This is a genomic window from Cochlodiniinecator piscidefendens (genome assembly GCF_011326755.1).
GTDB classification, from domain to species: domain Bacteria; phylum Pseudomonadota; class Alphaproteobacteria; order Rhodobacterales; family Rhodobacteraceae; genus Cochlodiniinecator; species Cochlodiniinecator piscidefendens.
Map to the genome: position 1 here is coordinate 155,920 of NZ_JAAOIE010000001.1, position 24,779 is coordinate 180,698.

At 50.5% G+C, this 24,779-nt stretch carries 26 protein-coding genes; 17 read left to right on the forward strand and 9 right to left on the reverse strand.

The window, feature by feature from the left end; translation table 11 throughout:
* Window positions 1-123: 123 nt before the first annotated feature.
* On the forward strand, window positions 124-1,242 hold the full coding sequence (locus G9C99_RS00805) for a Ppx/GppA phosphatase family protein (protein ID WP_166415556.1): 1,119 nt from the start codon (window positions 124-126) through the stop codon (window positions 1,240-1,242).
* Window positions 1,235-1,936: an RlmE family RNA methyltransferase gene (locus G9C99_RS00810; protein WP_166415557.1), complete on the forward strand. Its 702-nt coding sequence runs from the start codon at window positions 1,235-1,237 to the stop codon at window positions 1,934-1,936. Before G9C99_RS00805 ends, G9C99_RS00810 begins: the two co-directional genes overlap by 8 nt.
* Before the next feature lie 15 nt (window positions 1,937-1,951).
* Here G9C99_RS00810 and G9C99_RS00815 read toward each other — a convergent pair whose 3' ends face one another.
* The 4 genes from G9C99_RS00815 to cobA form a co-directional block, all read right to left on the reverse strand.
* Window positions 1,952-2,269, reverse strand: a complete 318-nt coding sequence (locus G9C99_RS00815; RefSeq protein ID WP_166415558.1) for an ASCH domain-containing protein — start codon at window positions 2,267-2,269, stop codon at window positions 1,952-1,954.
* Window positions 2,270-2,287: 18 nt separating this feature from the next.
* Window positions 2,288-3,502, reverse strand: a complete 1,215-nt coding sequence (locus G9C99_RS00820) for an MFS transporter (RefSeq protein ID WP_166415559.1) — start codon at window positions 3,500-3,502, stop codon at window positions 2,288-2,290.
* A gap of 219 nt (window positions 3,503-3,721) precedes the next feature.
* Window positions 3,722-4,996, reverse strand: coding sequence for a cobyrinate a,c-diamide synthase (locus tag G9C99_RS00825; RefSeq protein WP_166415560.1), 1,275 nt, complete (start codon window positions 4,994-4,996; stop codon window positions 3,722-3,724).
* A 2-nt stretch (window positions 4,997-4,998) separates the two neighbouring features.
* Window positions 4,999-5,862, reverse strand: a complete 864-nt coding sequence (cobA, locus tag G9C99_RS00830) for a uroporphyrinogen-III C-methyltransferase (protein WP_166415561.1) — start codon at window positions 5,860-5,862, stop codon at window positions 4,999-5,001.
* A gap of 97 nt (window positions 5,863-5,959) precedes the next feature.
* Between cobA and G9C99_RS00835 the strand changes: the two genes are divergently transcribed.
* The 9 genes from G9C99_RS00835 to pgi all read left to right on the forward strand — a co-directional run bounded on the left by G9C99_RS00835 (window position 5,960) and on the right by pgi (window position 14,599).
* Window positions 5,960-7,027 carry a cobalt-precorrin-5B (C(1))-methyltransferase gene (locus G9C99_RS00835; protein WP_166416269.1) on the forward strand — a complete coding sequence of 356 codons (1,068 nt, stop codon included), beginning with the start codon at window positions 5,960-5,962 and terminating at the stop codon, window positions 7,025-7,027.
* Window positions 7,024-7,758 carry a cobalt-precorrin-6A reductase gene (locus G9C99_RS00840; protein WP_166415562.1) on the forward strand — a complete coding sequence of 245 codons (735 nt, stop codon included), beginning with the start codon at window positions 7,024-7,026 and terminating at the stop codon, window positions 7,756-7,758. The genes G9C99_RS00835 and G9C99_RS00840 overlap by 4 nt, the downstream gene beginning before the upstream one ends.
* Complete coding sequence (locus G9C99_RS00845; RefSeq protein WP_166415563.1) at window positions 7,755-8,384, forward strand: DNA-3-methyladenine glycosylase family protein; 630 nt, start codon at window positions 7,755-7,757, stop codon at window positions 8,382-8,384. The genes G9C99_RS00840 and G9C99_RS00845 overlap by 4 nt, the downstream gene beginning before the upstream one ends.
* Window positions 8,381-9,046, forward strand: coding sequence for an alpha/beta hydrolase (locus tag G9C99_RS00850; protein ID WP_166415564.1), 666 nt, complete (start codon window positions 8,381-8,383; stop codon window positions 9,044-9,046). The genes G9C99_RS00845 and G9C99_RS00850 overlap by 4 nt, the downstream gene beginning before the upstream one ends.
* 233 nt (window positions 9,047-9,279) lie before the next feature.
* Complete coding sequence (locus G9C99_RS00855) at window positions 9,280-9,864, forward strand: HNH endonuclease (protein WP_166415565.1); 585 nt, start codon at window positions 9,280-9,282, stop codon at window positions 9,862-9,864.
* A 49-nt stretch (window positions 9,865-9,913) separates the two neighbouring features.
* Complete coding sequence (speB, locus tag G9C99_RS00860; RefSeq protein WP_166415566.1) at window positions 9,914-10,738, forward strand: agmatinase; 825 nt, start codon at window positions 9,914-9,916, stop codon at window positions 10,736-10,738.
* A 136-nt stretch (window positions 10,739-10,874) separates the two neighbouring features.
* A complete protein-coding gene (zwf, locus tag G9C99_RS00865; protein WP_166415567.1) occupies window positions 10,875-12,326 on the forward strand; it encodes a glucose-6-phosphate dehydrogenase in 1,452 nt (483 codons plus the stop codon).
* Window positions 12,327-13,004, forward strand: coding sequence for a 6-phosphogluconolactonase (gene pgl, locus G9C99_RS00870; RefSeq protein WP_166415568.1), 678 nt, complete (start codon window positions 12,327-12,329; stop codon window positions 13,002-13,004). It abuts the gene before it with no gap.
* On the forward strand, window positions 13,001-14,599 hold the full coding sequence (gene pgi / locus G9C99_RS00875) for a glucose-6-phosphate isomerase (RefSeq protein WP_166415569.1): 1,599 nt from the start codon (window positions 13,001-13,003) through the stop codon (window positions 14,597-14,599). Before pgl ends, pgi begins: the two co-directional genes overlap by 4 nt.
* Before the next feature lie 83 nt (window positions 14,600-14,682).
* Here the strand turns inward: pgi and G9C99_RS00880 are convergent, their stop codons facing one another.
* Genes G9C99_RS00880 through G9C99_RS00890 form a run of 3 tightly spaced genes read right to left on the reverse strand, consistent with a single transcriptional unit; the run spans window position 14,683 to window position 17,726 of the window.
* Complete coding sequence (locus G9C99_RS00880) at window positions 14,683-15,456, reverse strand: ABC transporter ATP-binding protein (protein WP_166415570.1); 774 nt, start codon at window positions 15,454-15,456, stop codon at window positions 14,683-14,685.
* Window positions 15,453-16,517 (reverse strand): FecCD family ABC transporter permease, encoded by a 1,065-nt coding sequence (locus G9C99_RS00885; RefSeq protein ID WP_166415571.1) that lies wholly within the window; start codon window positions 16,515-16,517, stop codon window positions 15,453-15,455. The genes G9C99_RS00880 and G9C99_RS00885 overlap by 4 nt, the downstream gene beginning before the upstream one ends.
* Window positions 16,518-16,571: 54 nt before the next feature.
* Window positions 16,572-17,726, reverse strand: coding sequence for an ABC transporter substrate-binding protein (locus tag G9C99_RS00890; RefSeq protein WP_166415572.1), 1,155 nt, complete (start codon window positions 17,724-17,726; stop codon window positions 16,572-16,574).
* A gap of 594 nt (window positions 17,727-18,320) precedes the next feature.
* Here G9C99_RS00890 and aroQ point away from each other — a divergent pair.
* Together aroQ and G9C99_RS00900 are read left to right on the forward strand one after the other, a co-directional pair.
* The gene (gene aroQ / locus G9C99_RS00895; RefSeq protein WP_166415573.1) at window positions 18,321-18,761 is read left to right on the forward strand and encodes a type II 3-dehydroquinate dehydratase; all 441 of its coding nucleotides are present in this window, start codon (window positions 18,321-18,323) and stop codon (window positions 18,759-18,761) included.
* Window positions 18,758-19,510: a LuxR family transcriptional regulator gene (locus G9C99_RS00900; protein WP_166415574.1), complete on the forward strand. Its 753-nt coding sequence runs from the start codon at window positions 18,758-18,760 to the stop codon at window positions 19,508-19,510. Before aroQ ends, G9C99_RS00900 begins: the two co-directional genes overlap by 4 nt.
* 363 nt (window positions 19,511-19,873) lie before the next feature.
* Here G9C99_RS00900 and tsf read toward each other — a convergent pair whose 3' ends face one another.
* Entirely contained in the window at window positions 19,874-20,749 is an 876-nt protein-coding gene (gene tsf, locus G9C99_RS00905) for a translation elongation factor Ts (protein WP_166415575.1), read from the reverse strand.
* Between the two features lie 78 nt (window positions 20,750-20,827).
* Complete coding sequence (gene rpsB / locus G9C99_RS00910; RefSeq protein ID WP_166415576.1) at window positions 20,828-21,601, reverse strand: 30S ribosomal protein S2; 774 nt, start codon at window positions 21,599-21,601, stop codon at window positions 20,828-20,830.
* 221 nt (window positions 21,602-21,822) lie between these two features.
* Here rpsB and G9C99_RS00915 point away from each other — a divergent pair, with 221 nt between their 5' ends.
* From G9C99_RS00915 to G9C99_RS00930, 4 genes are all read left to right on the forward strand, one after another.
* Window positions 21,823-22,158, forward strand: a complete 336-nt coding sequence (locus tag G9C99_RS00915) for a cupin domain-containing protein (protein ID WP_166415577.1) — start codon at window positions 21,823-21,825, stop codon at window positions 22,156-22,158.
* 48 nt (window positions 22,159-22,206) lie between these two features.
* On the forward strand, window positions 22,207-23,100 hold the full coding sequence (locus G9C99_RS00920) for a PfkB family carbohydrate kinase (protein WP_166415578.1): 894 nt from the start codon (window positions 22,207-22,209) through the stop codon (window positions 23,098-23,100).
* On the forward strand, window positions 23,097-24,005 hold the full coding sequence (locus G9C99_RS00925) for a pseudouridine-5'-phosphate glycosidase (RefSeq protein ID WP_166415579.1): 909 nt from the start codon (window positions 23,097-23,099) through the stop codon (window positions 24,003-24,005). The genes G9C99_RS00920 and G9C99_RS00925 overlap by 4 nt, the downstream gene beginning before the upstream one ends.
* A 66-nt stretch (window positions 24,006-24,071) precedes the next feature.
* Entirely contained in the window at window positions 24,072-24,767 is a 696-nt protein-coding gene (locus tag G9C99_RS00930) for a DUF502 domain-containing protein (RefSeq protein WP_166415580.1), read from the forward strand.
* Window positions 24,768-24,779: the final 12 nt, after the last annotated feature.

Here is a 24,779-nt window from a genome sequence, read left to right on the forward strand (position 1 = left end):
CATTTGTAACAGCCCCATGTGACTGACTGAGAATGTGGAAATTGCGATGCGCGCTATGCGTTCGCAGCTTGCACTTCGATCTTGTCACGGCTACGCTTAGGGCAACTTGAAATGGAGGGCGGCATGACGCCCAAGCGTCCCAATGGTGCGGGCGCGTTCCCTAATGCGGTTGAACCACCCGCGCCGAAACGTCTTGAAAAAGCGAAGCTTTATGCCGCGCTGGATCTGGGCACCAATAGTTGTAGAATGCTGGTTGCCGAACCTTTTGGCAGTCAGTTTAAAGTCGTGGATAGCTTTTCTAAATCGGTGCAACTTGGTGCTGGCTTGGAAAGTTCTGGAAAACTGTCACGGGGATCTATTCAACGCACGATCCAAGCTTTGCGTATCTGCCAAAAGAAGCTCAAACAGCATCGCGTCCAAAAAATGCGCCTTGTTGCGACAGAGGCCTGTCGTCGGGCGCGAAATTCCCGTGACTTTATTCGCCAAGTTAAGCGTGAAACGGGGCTTCAGCTCGAGATCATCCAACCCGAAGAAGAGGCGCGGCTGGCCGTTGTGTCCTGTGGGCCTTTGGTGAACCCTGATACTGAGACCTTATTGGTTGTCGATATTGGCGGGGGGTCGACCGAACTCGTTTGGATTGATTTAACCGAAGTTGCGCCCCATTTGCGGTCTCGTGCTGTTATGCAGCTCCGTCGTGGGTTTGAAAATGGGGAAACAAGCCCGTTCGGCGCGCGTGTTGTGGACTGGATTTCTGTTCCTTTAGGCGTCGCTACTCTGAGAGAGCAATTTGATGATGTCGCAGATGACGCCGCCAGATTTGCGCTGATGAGTTGGTTTTTCGAGGAAAACCTCCAAGAATTCACGCCCTATGGCACCACGCATGGTCAGCATCGGTTTCAGATCATCGGAACCTCTGGTACAGTAACAACGGTCGCTGCGTCCCATCTGGGCTTGCGGCGGTATGATCGAACAAAAATTGACGGTCTCGAAATGACGACGCCGCAGATTGATACGGTCATACAATCATATTTAACGCTGGGGCCAAATGGGCGTCGGCACGACCCGCGCATAGGAAAAGATCGCTCAACTCTGATCATGTCAGGTGCTGCGATTTTACAGGCTTTAATCCGTATCTGGCCCACACAAAGGTTGTCAGTGGCGGATCGCGGCCTACGCGAAGGGTTGCTTTATTCACAAATGAGCCAAGATGGCGTTCTGAGAGACAGGTTAAAAGATGGCTAAACAAACTAGTGGACGGGGCCAACGCGAACTGCGCGTCAAAGTAAAAAGCGCACGCGGACGCAAGCTTAGCTCAACGCTTTGGCTCGAACGGCAGTTAAACGATCCTTACGTTAAACGCGCAACTGCTGAAGGGTATCGCGGACGCGCGGCCTTTAAGATCCTTGAGATTGACGAAAAATTCCGTTTTCTGGTACCGGGCGCGCGTGTGGTTGATCTTGGCTGCGCACCGGGTGGCTGGTGTCAGGTTGCGGTTAAACGCGTCAACGCGATGGGTGAACGCAAAGACAAACGCGTCGGGACCGTTTTGGGTATTGATTTGCAAGAGATGGAAGCCATCCCCGGCACCACGCTTTATCAACAAGACTTCATGGAAGATGATGCCGACATCAAAGTCAAAGAATGGCTGGGGGGGCGTGCAGATGTTGTGATGTCTGATATGGCGGCTTCTAGTTCAGGTCACAAACAAACAGATCACTTGCGCATTATTGCGCTCTGCGAAACGGCAGCGTATTTCGCCTTTGATGTACTCGAAGAGGGCGGAACATTTGTTGCAAAGGTTCTTGCTGGTGGTGCTGAGGGCGATTTGCAAAGGTTGCTTAAACAGAAGTTCGACAAGGTTCATCATATCAAACCTCCGTCAAGCCGCTCTGACAGTTCAGAAAAGTTCGTGGTTGCAACCGGGTTTCGCGGATAAAAACAATACCGCGTTCTAGGGTTTTATGGGCGCGGTATGTTGAATGACTTGCACAATGTCATCCAAAGTTATGTTTGGATAGTGTTCGCGCATCCCTGACAGCATGATTTTGTCAGGCCATTCTTCAGATTTATCCAACCAGGCAGCGGCCTTTGAGAGAGGCATGTCATCACATCGGGTGACATGCACAACTGCTGTTTTCGTTGGATCACCCTCGCAAATATACAACATCGAGCCGGGTGCAATACGTGCTTCACGCCAACGGATTGTCGCTGTTTTCTGTCCTGATAGAATATCAGGGAACAATCGTTCAACAACTTTCAGGTTTTGCATTTCTGAACCTTATCAGTGTTATGCGGCTTCTTCTTCAGGTTGAAAGGCGAGCCAAATCAACGCACCGCCTGCCAACACAAGGAAAGGCACCATTGCGAGGTTCACAGACGCCCAACCGGTTTCTACGCTACCACCAGAACAATTCATCAATCCACCCGATGCCAAAGACGCAAGCGTCACGCACCCAAACACGATCATATCGTTCATGCCTTGAACGCGGCCACGTTCCTCGACCGTGTGGGCGCTGGTCAGCATTGCTGTTGCACCGATAAAGCCAAAATTCCAGCCAACACCCAACAAGATCAAAGCGACATAAAAGTTTTCAAGGGCAACACCGCTTAGCGCGACAACACCAGCAGCACCAAGGATCATCAAACCACTGGCGACAATCTTCCGCGCTCCAAAGCGGGCGATCAGATGGCCGGTGAAAAACGATGGAATGAACATAGCAAGTACGTGACTTGAAACGACATTCGCCGCTGTATCGCGTTCAAACCCGCAACCGACGACGGCCAATGGGGTTGAGGTCATAACGAGGTTCATCAATGCGTATGACACCATCGCACAAATGATTGCGACTGCGATACGCGGCGTTTTCAATAACTCCAACCGGCTGCGCCCTTTGGGGGCGTCTGCGGCGGGGGCTTCGGGGGTGGGGATGTCGAGCAGTAGGAAAAATGCGGAACCTACGATATTTAAAACGATAACAGCGATGTAGGAACCCAAGAACAGCAAAGGAAATACTTCATCCGTTGCTTTGACCAGCTGGGGGCCGATGATTGCTGAGGCCAATCCGCCGGCCATCACATAAGAAATCGCTTTGGGGCGGAAGTCGTCTGATGCTGTATCTGCGGCGGCAAAACGGTAAAAACCCTGTGCAGACATATATCCGCCGGTGATAAATGAACCGAGCAAAAAGATGCTAAAGGATTGAATGTAAATCCCATAGGCGCAGATGGTCGACCCAATAGCCCCGCATGACGCACCAATAAAGAAACCAACACGCCGTCCTTTGGTTTGCATAATGTTTGCAAGGGGTTGGGCTGCGGTCATTGAGCCAATCACGATCATCGAAATCGGCAAAGTGGCAAAACAAATATTGCTGGTTAGCGATTGCCCCACCAAACCACCGATGGTGAAAATCAGTGGCATTTGCGCCCCTAAGATCGCCTGTGCAAACACAAGGATCAGGACGTTACGTTTCGCGCGGTGGTGGAGTTGTGCATCTGTCATAGCGCAAGGGTTAACCGGGTTTTACCATTTGGAAAAGCCCTAGATTGTACCCGTTTTGTATGTAGATATTCGTATGCCAGTTTTGTTGGACGTCTTCAGAAATAGGGCTAGAGGCCCTTATTTCATTGAAAAATGGACGTATGACAACTGTGCACAAAGTGTATGACAAACGTATGTCTCTTGTGCATACGATTTTCAAAATGCGACTATTTGCGTCTGTTAAGACTGTTTTTCGATCAAATGCGCGAAAGACCCTGCAACCGAACCCTGAATGAGCCCCATGTCGGGCAGGGCGGTGCCTTCGGCATCTGTGGCATGAAACAAGGCGCGGCCTTCGGCCTTAAGCGTTGTGGCGTAGTGAAATTCATGGGCGTTATAGGCCCCTTGAAACGGGCCTTCGGTTGCCGAGAGGTGACGATACCCGAGATGCAGTTTCCGTTTGGCAAAACTGGTTTCAAGCGCCAGCAGGCCAAGCATTGCGTGGCGGTGGCCGTCTTTATCAATGATGCCATCGCCCAATGTCATGTAGCCACCACATTCACCGTAGATTTGAACGCTGTTTTTTGCAGCACGACGCATAGAGGACATAAAGGTTTGCGCCGCAGATAGTCGTCCGGCGTGCAGTTCTGGATAGCCGCCGGGCAGATAGATGAAATCGGCGTCTGGTACAGCGTCGTCATGCAGTGGCGAGAAAAAAGAAATCTCAGCCCCAGCGGCACGCCAGTCGGCTGATAGATGCGGATAGGCAAAGGCAAACGCGCGGTCCTGCGCAATTGCGATGCGTTGGGCCGGTGGGTTTGGCGCCGCGACGGTTGGGGCCTGCCCGATGGAAGCAGCCTGTGCCACGAGGGCCTCTAAATCAATTGCGTCAGAGATCAATTCACCTGCGCGCGATAAAAACGCATCAAGGTCTGGACGTTCTTCGGCCTGAACCAACCCCAAGTGGCGTGAAGGCTGCACCAAATCATATTGACGGTACAACGCGCCAAGAATGGGAATATCGAATGGGCCCAGCGCAGTGCGCAGCATTTTTTCATGCCTTGGACTGCCGACATTATTCAGAATGATGCCTTTGATCTGAACATCTGGATCATGCGCGGCAAATCCCGCCACCAAAGGGGCTATGGATTGCGCGGTTTTTGCGGCGTCAACGACCAGCACGACAGGCAGTGACAATTGACGCGCCAGATCGGCACAGGCCCCACGACCCACCGGCGGCGCACCATCAAACAGGCCCATCGCGCCCTCAATGATCAACAGGCCTTCGCCGTTGACCAGCGATGCGATGCGTTCAGGCGACATCGCCCAAGCATCCAAGTTCAGGCAGGTTTCACCACAGGCCGCTTCGTGAAAGCGTGGGTCAATATAGTCCGGGCCGGATTTTGCACCGCGCACCGAATGCCCCCGATCGCGCAATGCGCGCAGAAGACCCAATGTCACTGTGGTTTTCCCTGAGCCAGAGCCGGGGGCCGCGATAATCAGGCCCCGGTTCATGCTCATGCGCTTTCGGCGGGGCGGCCCCGGCCAAGCGGATCAAGGTGGCGGGGTTCTTTGCCCTCGGCCAATGCCTGCCAATCCAGCGCCTGACGCATGAGGACAGAACGGCCTACGCAAATGATGCAGGGTGGTTGCATGCCATGTTTTGCGACATCGTCAACAACTGTCCCGAGGGTGGTTTCCAACACGCGCTGGTTTTCGGTTGTCGCCTCGGCCACGACCGCAACAGGTTCATCTGCACCACGCCCAGCACCCATAAGATCAGAGGCAATACGCGCAATGTGCTTCATGCCCATATAAATCACGATGACTTGGGACCCTTTGGCAATGGCACCCCAATCCAGCGACGACGGAGTTTCGCCGGATTGATCATGACCGGTCACAAAGGTTACGGATTGATTGACGTCGCGATGCGTTACGGGAATGCCAGCGTAGGCCAGTCCACCGATCCCGGCAGAGATACCTGGGATAATACGGAAGGGCACACCGTGTTGCACGAGTGTTTGTGCCTCTTCGCCGCCACGTCCAAAGACAAACGGATCACCGCCCTTAAGGCGCAACACGCGTTTGCCTTCGCGGGCAAGATCGACAAGGCGCAGGGAAATATCGCGTTGCTTGGCTGAGGGTTTACCACCGCGTTTGCCAGCGTAGATTACTTCGGCGTCGGGATGGACCCAATCCATGATGGATTGTTGGACCAGGGCATCAAACACAACGACATCGGCCTGACGCAATGCGTTCAGCGCATGGAGGGTCAGCAGGCCGGCATCACCGGGGCCTGCGCCACAGAGCCACACCCAACCCTTTTCCAAAGTTGGCCAATTGCCCTTAGCGAGCGGCGGAAGATCATAAGACTCAGTCATGGGGTCCTTATGCACCCAAAATATTCCCGGCAACAAGACAGAGGCGACGTCGAATGACGGATTGGCGGCAAGAATTTCTGCGCCTATAGTCCGCCACATGGAAAAGAAACCGATTTCAGAATTGCGGCGCGGCTGGACCACCGGTGCTTGTGCGACCGCAGCGACCAAAGCAGCGCTTAAGGCGCTGTGGGGCGAAGGCTTTGCCGATAAGGTGCGCCTGACGCTGCCGCGCGGTGAACGGCCGGAGTTTGACGTTGTGGAAACGGCGATGGGCGATGGCTGGGCTGAGGCTGGAATCGTCAAAGACGCGGGGGATGATCCTGATGTGACACATCAAGCGTTGATCAAGGCGCGTGTGCGTGTTGTTCCGGGTGGTGTAACATTCAAGGCCGGGCAGGGCGTTGGGATGGTCACCCGCCCCGGCTTGCCAATTGCGGTGGGTGAACCAGCGATCAACCCTGTCCCGCGCCAAATGATGACACAGGTGGTTGAAGAAGTGGCCGCGCGGTTGGGCCATGCGCCGAATGTCGAAATCACGGTGATCATCCCTAAGGGGGAAGAACTGGCGTTGAAGACGTGGAATCCCCGGCTTGGTATTTTGGGCGGGCTCTCTGTTTTGGGTACAACAGGCGTTGTACGCCCGTTTAGCTGTGCAGCTTGGATCGCGTCGATACATCGTGGCGTTGATGTTGCCCGCGCTGAGGGCATGGGGCATGTGTCTGGTTGCACCGGGGCCACCAGCGAAAAGGTGGTTCAATCGTTATACGGGCTTCCGGATCATGCGATGTTGGATATGGGCGATTTTTCGGGCGGGTTACTGAAATATCTGCGTAAGCACCCCGTGCCCCATGTCACAATTGGCGGTGGCATTGGAAAACTAACCAAATTAGCCCAAGGCGCAGTGGATCTGCATTCTGGACGGTCGCAAGTTGATTTTTCTGTTTTATCTGAATGGTCTGAAGCAGCGGGTTTACCTGTTGTGCGCGATGCAAACACTGCGTTACAGGCTTATGAAATTGCAGGAAAACCATTGGCTGAAATTATTGCGCGACGCGCCCACCAACGGGTCTTAGATCAATTGAAAGAAGCACCCGTGTCGGCTGACGTTGTTATTATCGATCGCAAAGGGACAATCCTAGCACGGGCAGGAGACACGCCTACATGAAAGTATTGCTTTTGGCAGGCACCACACAGGCCCGTAGTTTGGCAAAAATGCTGTCAGAGGTCGAAGACCTAGAGGCGCTGGCTTCGCTTGCTGGCGCAACACGCGATCCAAATGCACTAGTCGTGCCGATGCGCAGCGGCGGATTCGGTGGTTCCGACGGGTTTCGCGGGTTTCTAGATGACTTCAAACCCGATGTCGTTGTGGATGCTACGCATCCTTTTGCGGCCTATATCAGTCAACGCACCTATGATATTTGCCTCAGTCGTTCGATCCCATATCTGCAAATCCTAAGATCAGGCTGGACAGCCGGCCCAAAGGATCATTGGCATATGATCGGACATGAATCGGATTGTGAAAAACTGATCCCTATTGGTGCAACCGTATTTTTGGCCACAGGTCGGCAGACCTTGATGCAGTTTTCGGGGCTAACCGACCGGAAAATCATCTGTCGCCAGATTGATCCACCTGACACAGAGTTTCCGTTTGAGGGTGGTTCTTTCCTTGTGGGACGTCCACCGTTTTCAGTTGAAGATGAACGCGCGTTATTTCAGCGGTTAAATGTGGATTGGTTGGTCGTCAAAAATGCAGGCGGCAAGGCGAGCCGCACCAAATTAGATGCAGCGCGTGAACTTGGTATTCAGGTGGCAATGATCAAACGCCCCAAGCCACCCGCCGGTGATAAGGTTGATAGTGCCGAAGCGGCCTTTGAATGGATCATGACGCACAAATGAACGAACGGATAATCACATCTGACGCTTGTGTGGCCGAGGGCGCAGCAGCTTTGGCTCAAATGGAGCCGCGTTTTGCTTGGGCACTTGATCAAATGGGACCGTTGCCGTTGCGTTTGCGTGGCGACGGATTTCCCGCATTGCTGAGTGCAATTGTTGGCCAACAGATTTCGACATCAGCAGCGGCGGCCATATGGTCATGGCTAGAGACAGCCAAGTTGACCGGCCCGCGCAAGGCCAAATGGGCCAGTGACGATGACCTGCGCGCATGTGGGCTATCCACCCCAAAAATTCGATACGTGCGCGCGCTAAGTGACGCAAAAATAAATTACAAAGCGTTGCGCGATATGCCAACAGAGGATGTTTTGAAAACGCTGGTGGCGGTGCCGGGTATCGGGCCTTGGACCGCTGAGATTTACGTCATGTTTTCGCTTGGGCGGGCAGATGTGTTTCCGCCAGGAGATTTAGCGTTGCAAGAAGCGGCACGCATATTATTTGATCTCCCGGAACGGCCCAAAGAACGCGCATTTCGCGAAATGTCGCTGGCGTGGGCCCCCTGGAGATCAGTTGCAGCACGCATATTATGGGCCTACTACCGTGTGGCCAAAGACCGGGAAGGAATAAGATGACAAACGAACTCACGAACCATCGACGCGCCGCCGCTTCGGGAACAACCAAAAGCGTGGTGGTGTTTTTACACGGGTATGGTGCCGATGGGGCAGATTTATTGGGGCTCGCTGATCCTTTGTCACCGCATATGCCCGACACCGTATTTTTGGCTCCGGATGCGCCGCAACCCTGTTCAGGTGCACCGATGGGCCGGCAGTGGTTTCCGATCCCTTGGATCGATGGTTCAAGCGAAGAAGAGTCGATGAATGGCCTTGAAAACGCGATGGATGATCTGAACGCATATCTGGATAAAGTGATCGAAGATGAAGGCGTAAGCGCTGATAATATAGTAATTTTTGGGTTTTCTCAGGGCACTATGACCGCGCTGCATGTTATCCCACGTCGCGCAGATAGCTTTGCCGGGATTGTTGCGTTTTCAGGCCGGTTGCTAGAGCCAGAATATTTGGCAAAAGAAGCCGTTTCCAAACCTCCGGTTCTGTTGGTGCATGGGGATCAGGATGATGTGGTTCCGCCGCAATCTCTGAACGAGGCAGCCGAAGCATTGGGCGCCGCTGAGTTTGATGTGTATTCGCATATCATGCGCGGAACGGGCCACGGTATTGCGCCCGATGGATTAAGCGTTGCGCTGACCTTTATGCGCCAACAGCTGCGCATTTCTTAATCACCTTTTTTGAAACGGTTTATAAAGAGCGCGGCACTTGCTGCGCTCTTTTGTTATTTTCGTCATGAAAATGTGATGCAAATCCCCCATGAATTACCTGCCCGCTACAAAATGCAGGGGTTGTCAGGTGAAAATCACCAGATATAGTTAAAGTACTGGAGGGGCGGGTCGTCCCGCCCCGGTGATCTGGGATGTTATTCGAGATCAAGCAGGGAGCGGATGGAGTGTTACCAATGGATGGCGATTTCAGAACAGAGTTTACAAGAGAGCCCGCGCGCCTAAAGCAGCACCCGGCTTTGGTTTTGAACGCGGATTATCGCCCGTTGTCCTATTACCCACTTTCATTATGGCCTTGGCAAGAAGCCATAAAGGCGGCCTATTTGGATCGTGTGGATATTATCGCGGAATATGATTGTACCGTACGATCCCCCAGTGTTGAAATCCGGGTTCCTTCGGTTGTCGTGCTAAAAGATTACATCAAACCCAAACGCCGTATTGCTTTTACCCGGTTTAACTTATTTCTACGCGACGAATTTCAATGCCAATATTGCGGATCAAAAGGGGATCTCACCTTTGATCATGTGGTTCCGCGGGCGGCAGGTGGGCGTACAAGCTGGGAAAATGTTGTCGCAGCATGTTCGCCATGTAATCTGCGCAAAGGGTCAAAATCATTGCGCAACGCACGCATGTCTTTGGCCAAAATTCCGCGTCAGCCCGGATCGGATGAACTGCGTAACATGGGCCGTAAATTTCCACCAAATTTCCTGCATGAAAGTTGGATGGACTTTTTGTATTGGGACACAGAGCTTGATGCTTGACCTTGGTTGCTAAGATGCCTCAAATGGCAAAGCTTTTTGAGGTAAGAATATGACCAAGCACAACGGAACCAATGATGTCGCCCTGATGGGGATTCCGCTTGATACGCATTCCAGTTACTTACAAGGCCCTGCATTTGGTCCTGCGCGTATTCGCGAAGCGCTGATCAATGGCGCCGCGAATTTAACTGCTGAAGACGGTACAGATTTAGGAACTGAAACGCGCTGGAAAGACAGCGGTGATCTGGAGGTTTTTGAAATGCGTGGTGCGGCCGCGATTGATAAAATCTACGAAGGTACCAAAGAACGGTTGGACAATGGGTTGCGTTTACTTTCGCTGGGTGGGGACCATTCTGTCGCCAACCCGGTAATACAGGCCCACGCCGACCATTATGAAGGTCTAAATGTACTGCACATTGATGCGCACCCCGACCTTTATGACACCCAAGATATTGGTCATTTCGGGCATGGTTGCCCGTTTGCACGGCTGATGGAAACCGGAAAAGTTAAACGGCTGGTGCAAGTCGGAATTCGGACTTTAAACAAACATCAGCGCGAACAGGCTGAACGCTTTGGGGTAGAGATTACTGATATGCGCAGCTGGCACAGTGATTGGACCGTTAAATTTGATGGTCCGGTCTATATGTCATTGGACCTAGACGCGCTTGATCCTGCGTTTGCACCGGGGGTTTCACATTTTGAACCTGGCGGATTATCAACACGTGAAGTGTTGGGGTTGATCAATCGGTTCGAAGGGCGTTTGATTGGTGCGGATATTGTTGAATTAAACCCTCATCGCGATCCTTATGGTATGACGGCAATGGTCGCGGCAAAATTTGTAAAAGACATTGCCGCCCGTTTGCTGCGTACCGCCTAAAATTCAGTAAAAAACAGTCTTGCGTTGAGCTTTGTTCGCGGGATGCTAGACTTGCGCTTAAACTCAGGATATGACCTGAGACAATAGAAATGTTACCGCTAACATAAATTATTTGGCGGAATTACAGGGGGCCAAAATGGTTTCACGCGTTATCCCGGTCGATAATTTTGATTTGGTTATCTTTGGGGGCACCGGCGATCTGGCGCGCCGTAAAATTCTACCGGGTTTGTATCGGCGCTTTGTTGCGGGGCAAATACCCGACGAAACCCGCATCATTGGCGCGGCGCGTTCTGAACATGATGACGATGATTATCGGCATTTTGTGCAAGATGCCGTGTGTGAATTTGTTGCCTCAAAAAAGCATGACCAAGAACAAATCAACGCGTTCTTAAAACTGTTTTTCTACGTGAAAACGGATGCCTTGGGCGAAGAAGGTTGGGACAAAATAGCGTCGATGATGAAGCCTGACGTCATCCGCGTATTCTATTTTTCTGTTGGCCCACGTCTGTTTAGCCCAATTGCAGAACGTCTGCACCGTTTTGAAATTGCACAGGATGACAGCCGCATTGTGGTTGAAAAACCCTTTGGCCGTGATTTGGAAACAGCACGCGCTCTGAACCAAGAGCTTGCATCGCATTTCGACGAGCATCAGATTTTCCGCATTGACCATTATCTGGGCAAAGAGACAGTACAAAACCTGATGGCGGTGCGATTTGGCAATATTCTGTTTGAACCGTTATGGAACAGCCAGTACGTCGACCATATTCAGATTACAGTCGCTGAAACTGTCGGCGTTGGCGGCCGTGGTGGGTATTACGATAAATCTGGTGCCATCCGCGATATGGTGCAAAACCACCTTATGCAATTGTTGTGCCTGATTGCGATGGAGCCACCAAGCCAGTTCGAACATGACGCGGTGCGTGATGAAAAGCTAAAGGTGATCCGCGCGTTGGATCCGGTTGAACGTGATGAAATCGTGCGCGGGCAATATGGGGCAGGGGACGACAGCAGTTCCTACCTTGAGGATTCTGAAAACCCTGAGAGCACCACTGAGAGTTTTATCGCGATGAAGGTGCAGGTTTCCAATTGGCGTTGGAAAGGCACCCCGATTTATCTTCGCACGGGTAAACGGTTGCGCGCGCGGGCCTCTGAAATCGCGGTTGTGTTCAAAGACCCGCCACATTCGATTTTTGGCCAGCAGGACGGACGGCGTGGCAATGTTCTCGTTATCCGGTTGCAGCCGGATGAGGGCATGAATCTGCGGGTGACCATCAAAGAACCTGGCCCCGGTGGAATGCGCCTGATCGAGGTGCCACTCGATATGTCCTTTGCCGAAGCGTTGGGCGAAGATGGCGCAGACTTCCCAGATGCTTATGAACGATTGATCATGGATGTCGTGCGCGGCAATCAAACCTTGTTTATGCGCGGCGATGAGGTCGAAGCAGCCTGGGCTTGGACTGATCCTATTATCGAGGCTTGGCAGGAACGCGGTGATAAACCCATCACCTATGACACCGGAAGTTCAGGCCCGGATGATGCATTGGCACTGTTGCACCGCGACGGGCGCCGCTGGCGGGAGATTAAGTAAATGAACATTGTCGAATACGCTGATCGCGAAATGATGATGATGGATTTGGCAACCATTCTCGCTGATGAAATAAAGTCGCAACTTCACCATGAAGATCGCGTGACTTTGGCGGTTCCCGGCGGAACCACGCCGGGGCCGATTTTTGACGGCCTAAGCGCGGTTGATCTAGGCTGGGATCGTGTTGATGTTATGCTAACCGATGAACGTTGGGTGTCTGAAACATCAGAGCGTTCAAACACCCGGCTGCTGCAAAATCGATTGCTGACAGGATACGCGCAGGCCGCAAATCTAATACCATTATACGAGACAGCTGACACCCCTGAGGAGGCATTGCCAAATCTGCGCAAAAACCTGTCTCCGCATTTGCCCATCAACGTTCTTTTACTTGGTATGGGGGCCGATATGCATACCGCATCTCTGTTCCCCGGTGCCGATCGTTTGGAAGAGGCTTTCGACCCATTGGCACCTGTTTTGCTCCCAATGCGGGCTGACGGTGCTGATGAACCGCGGATTACCCTCACGGTACCAGCACTGCAAAGCGCAATGACAACGCACATTGTGATCGCAGGTCAAGAAAAACGCGAAGCGATTAAAGTTGCATCAAAAACCAAAGATTTCAAACAGGCACCGATTGCTGCTTTTTTGAACAACGCTACAATACATTGGGCAGATGAATGATCACTTGGAACCTATTGAAAGAAAAACATAAAGATATTCAAGATAGAGCTATAAACAGTCTATTTGACGATACCCGCGCGCAGTCATTTTCAATCGATGCGTTGGATATGCTCTTTGATTACTCCAAAACCAATATCGACGATGATGTTCGCGATCTATTGCTCGATCTTGCACAACCCGTTGTTGCAAAACGTGCGGCGATGTTTGCTGGGGAAAAGATCAACGATACAGAAAAGCGCGCCGTTCTCCATACGGCTTTGCGTAATATTGGTGGTGACCCAATTGTTGTTGATGGCGAAAATGTCATGCCAGACGTCGAAGCAACATTCGAACGCATGGTGCAATTTAGTGAAACTGTGCGCGATGGCAGTTTTAAAGGGCAGGGTGGCCCGATTACCGATGTGGTGAATATTGGTATTGGTGGATCTGATTTAGGGCCAGCGATGGCTGTGTTGGCATTGGCACCATATCATTCGGGGCCAAGGTGTCATTTTGTTTCGAATGTGGACGGCGCGCATATTGCTGATACCTTAAGGGACCTCAATCCTGAGACGACTTTGATCATAGTCGCATCAAAAACCTTCACCACCATTGAAACAATCACCAACGCAAAAGCGGCGCGCGATTGGATGGCACGTTCGGTTGAAAACCCTGGCACACAATTTGTAGCGTTGTCCTCAGCATTAGATAAAACGGCAGATTTCGGGATTGCGGAAGAACGCGTTTTTGGTTTTGAAGATTGGGTTGGGGGCCGGTATTCTGTTTGGGGTCCAATCGGCCTTTCGCTGATGATCGCAATTGGTGGCGAACAATTCCGGTCATTCCTAAGTGGCGCAAAGTCAATGGACGACCATTTTAGAACAGCGGATTTTGCAGAAAACATGCCAGTGATGTTGGCACTGGTTGGGCTTTGGCACAATCAAATTTGTGGTTATGCATCGCGCGGCGTTATGCCTTATGAACAGAGGCTTAGCAGACTTCCTGCATATTTGCAGCAGCTCGAAATGGAATCCAACGGCAAACGCGTTGGTATGGACGGGGCCGAACTGCCATATCATTCTGGACCGATTGTTTGGGGCGAACCGGGCACCAACGGCCAGCACGCGTTTTACCAACTGATCCACCAAGGCACGCGCGTCATTCCCGTCGAATTTCTTGTTGCAGCACAAGGGCATGAACCTGATCTTGCGTATCAACATCAACTTTTGATGGCGAATTGTTTTGCTCAATCAGAGGCGTTGATGAACGGTCGCGACTTTGAAACCGCGCAAAACTTGATGGCGCAAAAAAGATTCACAGGTGAGGAATTAACACGCCAAGCCAATCACCGTGTTTTTCCCGGAAACCGCCCATCGACAACTTTGGTCTATCCTAAATTGACCCCATCCATGTTGGGTAAACTCATTGCTCTGTATGAACACCGCGTTTTCGTCGAAGGCGCTATCTTGGGGATCAACTCTTTTGATCAATGGGGCGTTGAACTTGGCAAAGAACTTGCCGTTGCGCTGCAACCAATTGTGCAAGGTGATAAAACAGCCACTGACAAAGATGGTTCAACCCAACAATTAATCAAATTTATTCAGGCCCATAGCTGAAACTTTGACCCCGCCATTATGGCGGGGTTTTACTTCTGGCAATGCAGCGGGGAAACGTAGGCATGAACAGCGGTGTTTTGCTATTATGCTGTTAACCTAGCATCCACATACAGAGCACCCCGGCGTGTGTATTCGAGATCGGTATCCACTTTGTATGTTTCGCCGATTTCCGGCATGGCCAAAACACGATCAGCCGGACCGTCTGCCAGAATTTGACCGTCGCGTAAAAGCACCAAGCGATCACAGAATTTCGCTGCCAGATTCAGATCATGTAAAGCTGCCATTACCACGGGTTTACGGCGCGTGGTTTCTAGCTTGATGGAATTCATGATCGACAGCTGATGATGTAGGTCCAACGCACTCGTAGGTTCATCCAATAAGATCACTTCAGGTTGGCGTACCAGCGTTTGCGCCACAGCAACCATTTGGGCCTGACCACCGCTTAAATCTGCGATCCCGCGATCCGCCAGATGACCAAGATTCAGGTCCGCCAGCGTTTTGGCCACCTGATCGAGGTTCTCCGATTTTACCCGCCATCCCGTGGTTTGCTTCAGGGCCAGAAGTACGCTTTCAAACACACTGAGTAAGGCATTACAGCCAAAGGCCTGAGGCATATAGGCGATGTGCTTGGCACGATCCTGACGACGCATATTGGTGATGTCTTCGCCGTTCAGCCAAACTTCACCACTGCGCGCGGCAACCAAGCCACACATGGTCTTAAACAGCGTAGATTTCCCTGAAGCATTTGGCCCGATCAATCCGACAAAACATCCCGGTTTAATATCGGGGATAGAGACATCACTTAGGATCGTACGAGGCCCATAACCGGCAACCAATTGATTTAGGCTTAGAGTCATGAAAGGCGCTCCTTGCGGGTGGAAAGAATGATTGAGACAAAGACCGGCACACCGATCAAAGAAGTAATGATTCCAATGGGATAAATAATCCCTGGGGTGATGGATTTAGAAATCACCGATGTTAATGACAATACCAACGCCCCAACCAATGCTGATAGTGGGATGAAAAAGCGCTGATCTTCGCCGACAAGCAGGCGCGCAATATGTGGGCCTACGAGCCCAACAAAACCAACCGTGCCCACAAAGGATACTGCGGTTGCTGCCAGGAACGATACACATATCAACATCTCTACACGCAGACGGGCGACGTTGACGCCCATGCTCTCTGCTGTTGCTTCGCCCATACGAAGCGCTGTCATGGGCCACGTGCGTAGCAAGCTAAATGGGATGGCTATGCAAAGAAGGATCGTACCAAGCAAGATTTTTTCCCAACTTGCACGAGACAAAGATCCCATCATCCAGAAAACGATGCGAGAAATTTGATCTTCTGATGCCCAATATTGCATCAAAGATAGAAGTGCGGAAAATGTGAAAAAGATAGCGATTCCAAATAGGATCATGGTTTCTGAACCAACACCCTTGAGGCGTGTTGCAAATAGGATAAATCCGCAGGTCAAAAGCGAAAAGACAAAGGCATTTGTCGTGACAAGCAGCCCGCCAATCACAGGCACAACGCTTATTCCCATAACAATCGCCAAAGATGCGCCAAAACTTGCGGCTGCTGAAACGCCCAGCGTAAAGGGCTCAGCCAATGGGTTGTTCAGGATCGTTTGCATTTGCGCACCAGCCACTGCCAAAAGAGCACCAACAAGAACAGCCGTCACAGCCACCGGTAAACGGTAATCCCAGACAATGACTTTCAAACGAACGCCATGCGATAAAGGATCAAGGAACACATCGATGACAGTAGACAGGGGATAATGCCCCGGCCCGGTGGACACATCAATGAGAAAGCTCGCCATCAAAAGCGTCGAGACAATCAAAAGCATCAAACTTCGTCGACTTGTTTGCGAAATATACGCTTTGCGCATAGCGAGGGTATCGTTGGTCTGCACAGTCATCGTTTGTCCTAAAGTTGAAACGGCCCCACCAATCGGGTAGGGCCGAAGATCAAATCAGCTGCCAGATTGCAGAGATCCCCAGAAAACGCCTGAGTAATCGATCGGCAAGAAACGATCGTGAAGTTCAATCATCGTTGCTTCTGGATCGAGATCAGCGAACAGCTCCGGATGTAGCCATTTTGCGAACGCCTGCATTGCGACAAAATGATAAGGGCTGTTGTAGAACTGGTGATACACGGAATGGAAACGACCATTTTGAACCGCTGATAGCTCTGGCCAACCTTCTCGTGCAGCAAGTGCCGTAAGACGTTCTTGAACGGCTGTTTGATCTGCTTCGTAGCCAAATAAAACTGCGGTGGTTGCCGGATTGGCCTCTGACCAGTTTGCTCCAGTACCAATGATCACATCAGGATCGTCGGCAAACAATGCCTCGAGGCTGACGTCCGTTTTGAAACCGGGGAAATGCATTGAACCCCAGTTGCGACCGCCGGCAAGATCAACAAGCCGTCCCAAGTTTGCAGCACCATAAGTTGTGCAGCAACTGTTAGGATTATATCCAGCCGCATTTTCGATAAACACGATCGGACGTTCATCCGCTGGGATACTATTCACACTAGAATAGATCAATTTCATTTGTTCTTGATAGTAATCACTAAAGGCGTCGGCCTCATCGCGTCTGTCAAAAATCCGGCCCAACAATTGAATACTTGGAACAGTGTTGGCTGTTGGATCTTGGCGGAAATCAACAAATACAGTTGCGACTCCAGCTTCGTCCAATTTCTCGATAATGCCGCTTTCTTGGGCTTTGAGGAGATTTCCCAGATTCATGAACACAACTTCTGTGCCTAATGAAATCACTGCTTCCAAATTCCATTCATCTGCATATGGGCTACCAAAGCTGGGAATTTCAGAAATTTCTGGGAAGACGTCCAAATACTGGCGATAAGCATCTGGATCATAGTTGATCATGTCGTCTTTCCATCCAACAACACGTTCAAATGGATTTTCGCTATCAAGCAGCGCTACAGAATAAATCATGCGCCCTTCGCCAAGCACGACGCGCTGCGGATTATGTTCTACTTCGACGGTGCGCCCGGCAACGTCGGTAACGGTAATTGTCTCTGCGGTGGCGATCGTGGCGGACGCGATTATCATCGTCGTTGCTGCGGCAGCGGAGCAAAGACCCCGCGTCAGTTTACTGACATTCATGGGTCTCTCCTGTTTAGAGTTGCGGCATCAGACGGATGCGGCAGGCCTCACACATCATACCTGACTATTATTGTCAACATAATCTGTAGGTGTCAAAAAAATTCAGGTTTCGTAATCATTCAGGCAATACAGAGCGACTGTATTAACAACCAACGCTATCTGTTTTTGAAGACGCTATAAAATTGCGGCAAATCGGGCAGGGTACCTTTGGCCTGAAATGTTCTCGCAGCGCGCTGGCCGATATTTGGCAGATTGGATCCATTTGAGCGCATCTAGGACTTGGCAAGAGATTAGCGCAATATGTTATGCGCAAAGTAAAACACACCTAACGCTCGGTACAGGTTATTCATTTGGTCAGGACAAGTTTGAAACGCTATGTCCTGAGTTATAACGCATCAGGTGTTACAAATCTGGCAGCCCAGTTTTTCAGGCTTTGACAATCCTGTTTCAAAATAGAAGTTTAGTTTTAAAGGGTAGATTCAATTTGAACAGTAATAACTATAATTGATATTATGTAATGTATGTAATTATCTAAAAGTCTTTTCAGCTAACCCTTTTATTTGTTAGCATGAAATACCACTCAAGGAATTCGAAATGACTTCACTGCTAATTTTAAACGGCCCCAATCTAAATCTTCTCGGTAAGCGCCAACCCGAAGTCTACGGTTCTACGACACTGTCTCAAATTGAAAAAATGTGTCATGACAAAGCTTTAGAGCTCAACGTTGAGCTTACATTTGAGCAAAGCAACCATGAAGGTGTATTGATTGATCACATTCACGCTGCTCGTGATACGATCGACGGTATCATTTTGAATGCTGGCGCTTATACGCATACCTCTGTTGCGATTATGGACGCGATTTCATCTGCTGAAGTTCCCGTCATTGAGCTACATCTTTCTAATATTCACGCACGTGAAAAATTCCGCCACCACTCTTTTATTGCCCCAGTTTCTGTTGGGCAGATTTGCGGTTTCGGACCAAATGGCTATTTGCTCGCTTTGGATGCGATGCTTCATTTTCTTGGTGAGGTATGATTGTAGACGATTTAAACCACCTGGTAAGTGCCCATAGTGTCGAAGAAATTTGGCCCTTTTTCTTAGAAAAGATGGCTAACTACGGCTTTGAGCGCATTTTCTATGGATATACAACATTTCGCACAGAGCGGTCTCTGGGTGACATCCGGGATATGATTATCCTAAGCAATCACCATTCCGAGTATTTGGATGCCTTTATTGGAGAACGTAATTTTGAAAACGCTCCCATGGTTCAATGGGCGTTATCTGAAACCGGTTCAAAAAGCTGGAGCTGGATTTCTCAATTAATGGCAGCTGGTGAAATTAGTCCAGAGATGCAACGCGTGATCGAACTTAACATCACCCACGGGGTTGTGTCTGGGTATTCACTTAGCTTTGCCGATGAGCATAATTCAAAGAAAGGTGGGCTCGCCCTTACCGCAAATGCCAGTGTTCCGCAGGCTGAAGTTGATAAGATTTGGGAGCAATATGGAAATGAGATCAATATCTTATCCCAAGTGTTTCATCTAAAAATTATCAACTTTCCGTATTTCGGAGATCAACGAAAGTTGACCCCACGTCAGAGAGAAGTTCTAGCGTGGGTTGGCCAAGGTAAAACCACTCAGGATGTTGCGTGTATATTGGGCCTTACGACTGCTACGATTGAAAAACATCTGCGACTCGCTAGGTTCACTTTAGGTGCTGAAACAACAGCCCACGCGGTGCTAAAGGCATCGATGCAAAACCAAATCTACACATATGATTTCTAAGTTATTTCTAATTTTACCCTAAACTAGCGAAAAGTAAGGAATTCCTGACTAGCCTGACCTAGGGGCAATCTGGCATAGTTGGTAAGTTCCGTGAGTGGTGACTTTAGTCTAGGGACTTCGGTGTTTTGTGAATCGCGCTAATATTAGTGATTTCTAAGGACATCGGCGCCGGTCAATGAGCAATTGCGGCTCATTGGATCGGCATCTGGAATTGTAGGGTCCATCTTCATCCCCAATGTAGGGATCCTTATTTACCAGAAGGCGCATTCTTCGGAGTGCGCCTTTTTTATTTGAACGTTAGATCTCAATAAAAAAGCGCGCCTAAGTTTAGGCGCGCTTTGAATGCTCTTCAAAAAGAATGATTTAGCCCTGAGCGGCTTTTGCAACTTCAGCTGCGAAATCTTCTTCTTTTTTCTCGATGCCTTCACCGACTTCCATGCGAACGAAAGACAGAACTTCGACGCCAGCTTCTTTAGCAGCGGCTTCGACAGTTAGATCTGGGTTCATCACGAAAGACTGACCAAGCAAGGTTACTTCTGAGAAGTATTTTTTCATGCGGCCAACAATCATTTTTTCGATCACGGCTTCTGGTTTACCAGATTCACGCGCTTGTTCGGTCAGAACATTTTTCTCACGCTCAACAAGTGCTGGGTCCAGATCAGCTTCGCCCAAGGACTGTGGATTTGCAGCTGCGATGTGCATTGCGATTTGTTTGCCGATGCCGTTGTCAGCGCCTTTCAGCGCAACCAATACACCGATTTTGCCCATGCCGTCGGTTGCTGCATTGTGTACGTAAGACACAACCGCATCACCTTCAGCAGTCGCCATGCGACGCAAAGACATGTTTTCGCCGATTGTAGCGATTTTATCTGTCAGGGTTTCAGCAACAGTTTTGCCACCAAGATCAGCATTTGCCAAAGCTTCTACATCAGAAACTTTAACCGCAGCGCCTGCGATGTCACGAACCATTGCTTGGAAATCAGCATTTTTACCAACGAAGTCGGTTTCTGAGTTCACTTCAACAGCAACGCCTTTGCCGCCTTCAACTGCAACAGCAACCAAACCTTCAGCCGCGATACGGCCAGATTTTTTAGCAGCTTTAGCAAGACCTTTGGTGCGCAGCCAATCGATTGCTGCTTCCATGTCGCCGTCAGTTTCAGTCAGCGCTTTTTTTGCGTCCATCATGCCTGCGCCAGTTGTGTCGCGCAGTTCTTTCACCAATTTTGCGGTGATCGCCATGTCGGCCTCCTTAGAGTATCTAATAGAAATAGAAAATCGAGGCAGAGCGTCCCTGCCCCGATGACAATTCTGTAAAGCTTAAGCGTTTGCAGCTTCAGCTTCGGCAGCAACTTCTTCTTCAAGAGCTGCTTCCATTTCGCCAAGGTCGATACCAGCAGCGCCCATTTGTGCAGTCATGCCGTCAAGAGCAGCGCGCGCAGCCAAATCAGTGTACAAAGAAATCGCACGTGACGCGTCGTCGTTGCCTGGGATGATGTAATCGATGCCATCAGGAGAACAGTTGGTGTCAACAACAGCTACAACTGGGATACCCAATTTTTTAGCTTCTGCGATTGCCAATGCTTCTTTTTTAACGTCGATAACGAACAGAAGATCAGGCACACCGCCCATGTCAGCGATACCGCCGAGGGATGCTTGCAATTTCTCTTGCTCACGCTCCATGCCGAGACGCTCTTTTTTGGTCAGACCTTCTGCGCCGTTTTCCATTTTCTCGTCGATCGCTTTCAGGCGATTGATTGAGTTGGAAACGGTTTTCCAGTTGGTCAATGTGCCACCCAACCAGCGGTGGTTCATGTAGTACTGCGCGCTTTTCTCAGCAGCTTCCGCAATCGGGCCAGCAGCCTGACGTTTGGTGCCAACGAAAAGAACGCGGCCGCCTTTAGCAACAGTTTCGCGCACAACGTTCAACGCTGCGTCAAGCATCGGAACAGTTTGTGTCAGATCGAAAATGTGGATACCATTGCGATCACCGTAGATAAACGGTGCCATACGTGGGTTCCAGCGTTGTGTTTGGTGACCAAAGTGTACACCAGCTTCCAAAAGCTGGCGAATGTTGAATTCAGGGAGCGCCATGTCCATATTCCTTTTCCGGTTTGCGCCTAAGCGAAGCCTTGAGGGCAGATGCCCAACCGGCGGTCAATTAAGGATGTCTCCCCCAATCAACCAAGCTTCGCCTGTGAAGTGAGGTGGCTATTACAGCAGGTTTCTAAGGGATGCAAGCCCCCTGCCCGTTATCAATTTAGGAACCTGATCCAACTTAAGTTTCTCACCACCATTGTCGAAAGAATACTGTCATGCAACTTCCTAAATTCATTCAAGACTTCTCTTCCATAGAGATACCCTTTCCTGATGATGTCGTGTCAACCAATGTTGTTCGCTCTGACCAAGGCTTGGTTGTCTTTTTCACCTTTCACAAAGATATGCATCTGCCGCCGCATTCTCACAAGGCCCAGTGGGGCAGCGTTATCAATGGGGAAATCGAGTTTACGATCGGTGATGAAACACGCATTTATCGCCCCGGTGACAGTTACAGTATTCCCGAAGGTGTTGTGCATTCCGCCAATATCAAGGCTGGCAGTGTTGTTATTGATGTTTTTGAGGAAGCAGATCGCTATCCGATCCGTACCTGACGTGGCTTTCGGGTTGAAATTTTCTGACCAGCGGGTCAAAGGTCTGATATGACACAAACATCAGATATCCTTTGTATTGGTTCCGTCCTTTGGGACGTGATTGGCCGCACAGCGAGCCACATGCGGGTTGGCTCAGACGTGCCCGGACGCATTACGCGCATTCCTGGCGGCGTCGCGATGAACATCGCTATGACGTTAACCCGGTTTCACTTAACACCGACATTGCTCACTGCAATTGGCCGTGATGAACAAGGCGATGAGTTGATGGAACAAGCCCGACGTATGGGTATGGACCTAAGATTTACCTATCGTTCCGAGGATTTACCAACCGACATTTATATGGCCATCGAAGGTGCAAACGGATTGATCGCCGCCATTGCTGATGCCCATTCGCTTGAGGCGGCAGGCGATAAAATCCTGCGTCCGCTCGAAGATGGCAGTTTGGGCAGTGTGACATCCCCCTACGATGGTCTGGTTGCCTTGGACGGGAACCTAACGATTGAGCTTTTGCGCGAAATCTCCCAAAGCCCTTTGTTTTCCAAAGCAGATTTACGCGTTGCGCCTGCATCCCCCGGCAAGGCCGAACGATTGCTCCCGCTTTTATCACATCCACGTGCCACGCTTTACGTTAATCTCGAAGAGGCGGGTTATCTTTGCAAAGAAGACTTTATAACCGCTGCCGATGGCGCGCGGGGTCTCGTCGCGCGTGGGGCATATAGGGTGTTGGTCACCGATGGCGGAAAAGATGCTGCGATGGCCCAAAACGACACCTTAATCACCCGCAAACCGCCCGAGGTCATGGTCACTCGCGTCACTGGTGCTGGCGATACTTTCATGGCCGCCCATATCGCTGCTGAACATCGCGGTGAAACAGGCGAAACCGCTCTAAAAACTGCGCTAACTGCCGCTGCAAATTACGTTTCCGGAGAAACACCCCTATGACGATCCCGATGAATTTTTCACCCGAAGTTGCTGACGCGCGTGCGAACGGCACCCCTATTGTGGCGCTTGAAAGCACAATTATTTCTCATGGAATGCCCTACCCCCAAAACGTGGAAACCGCTCGTCGGGTTGAGGCAACCGTTCGCGAAAATGGCGCGACCCCCGCGACGATCGCGGTGATCAATGGCGTTTTGCATATCGGCCTGTCGGATGATGAACTCGAAGGATTTGGTCAGGCTGAGGGCATTTTGAAGCTGTCACGCGCTGACATGGCAGCCTGTATTGCGTCAGGTAAAACCGGTGCAACCACTGTCGCTGCGACGATGATCGGTGCCCATTTGGCGGGTATCGGTGTTTTTGCAACGGGTGGTATCGGTGGCGTTCATAAAGGTGCCGAAGAAACCTTTGATATTTCGGCAGATTTGCGTGAACTTGCTGAAACCCCTGTCACGGTTGTTGCAGCAGGTGCCAAGGCGATTTTAGACCTTCCTAAAACGCTTGAAGTGTTGGAAACCCTTGGCGTTCCGGTTATCGCCTTTGGTCAAGACGAATTTCCCGCCTTCTGGTCGCGTTCATCTGGTATGGCAGCGCCATTGCGAATGGACACCGCTGATGAAATTGCCCGCGCCCAATTGATACGTCGCGACATGGGGTTGCCCGGCGGACAGTTGATTGCCAATCCGATCCCCCATGACGCAGAAATATCTGCCGATGAGCTGGCCCCGATTATTGCTCAAGCCATTTCAGAGGCTGACAATCAGGGGATTGGCGCGAAATCAGTAACGCCGTTTTTACTCGGCCGTATTTTTGAGCTCACCAACGGTAAGTCATTGGAGTCCAATATTTCCCTGGTTCTTAACAATGCCAAACTCGCGGCTAAAATTGCCGTCGCGATGGGGAAATGATCAACAGGGCTTGTTGTTCTGTTTTGTCGCACTTAGGTTAACGCGGGTGAAGTTCAGGAAAGCGTAATGACACAGAAAAACGACGATCAGGTAGAGCGGCGCAAAGCCAGCATGTTTGCCGGTTTCCGAGCGAGTTTTCTAACTGGCCTCGTTGTTATTGCACCGATTTTTCTGACGGCTTGGTTGATCTGGACTGTTGTTGGCTGGATCGACAGCTGGGTTTTACCGCTCGTGCCACAAAATATGATGCCAGAACAATATATCGGCATTAACTTACGCGGCGTCGGCGTTATTATTTTTCTGCTGTTCACCATCATTGTTGGCTGGATGGCAAAAGGCATCATGGGCCGATCTTTACTGAACATTGGCGAAGGTCTGGTTGACCGAATGCCTGTGGTAAGGTCGGTCTACAACGGGTTGAAACAAATAGCAGAAACTGTTTTTTCGCAAGCGGACAATAGTTTTGAAAAAGCCTGTTTGGTTGAATACCCACGCAAAGGAATTTGGGCGATTGCCTTTATTTCGACTCCAGCAAAAGGCGAGATCGATGCAAAGATTATGACGGGCGAACAAGTCATGTCGGTATTTTTGCCAACAACCCCTAATCCAACATCAGGTTTTTTGTTGTTCGTGCCAAAAGCTGATGTAATCGAGCTGGACATGAGCGTCGAAGACGCCGCCAAGCTGGTGATTTCTGCTGGGCTTGTTTATCCGAACAGCAAAGATCCGACGCAGCCTGTTGATGCGTTGATCGGGAAGTAATTAACAAAAATA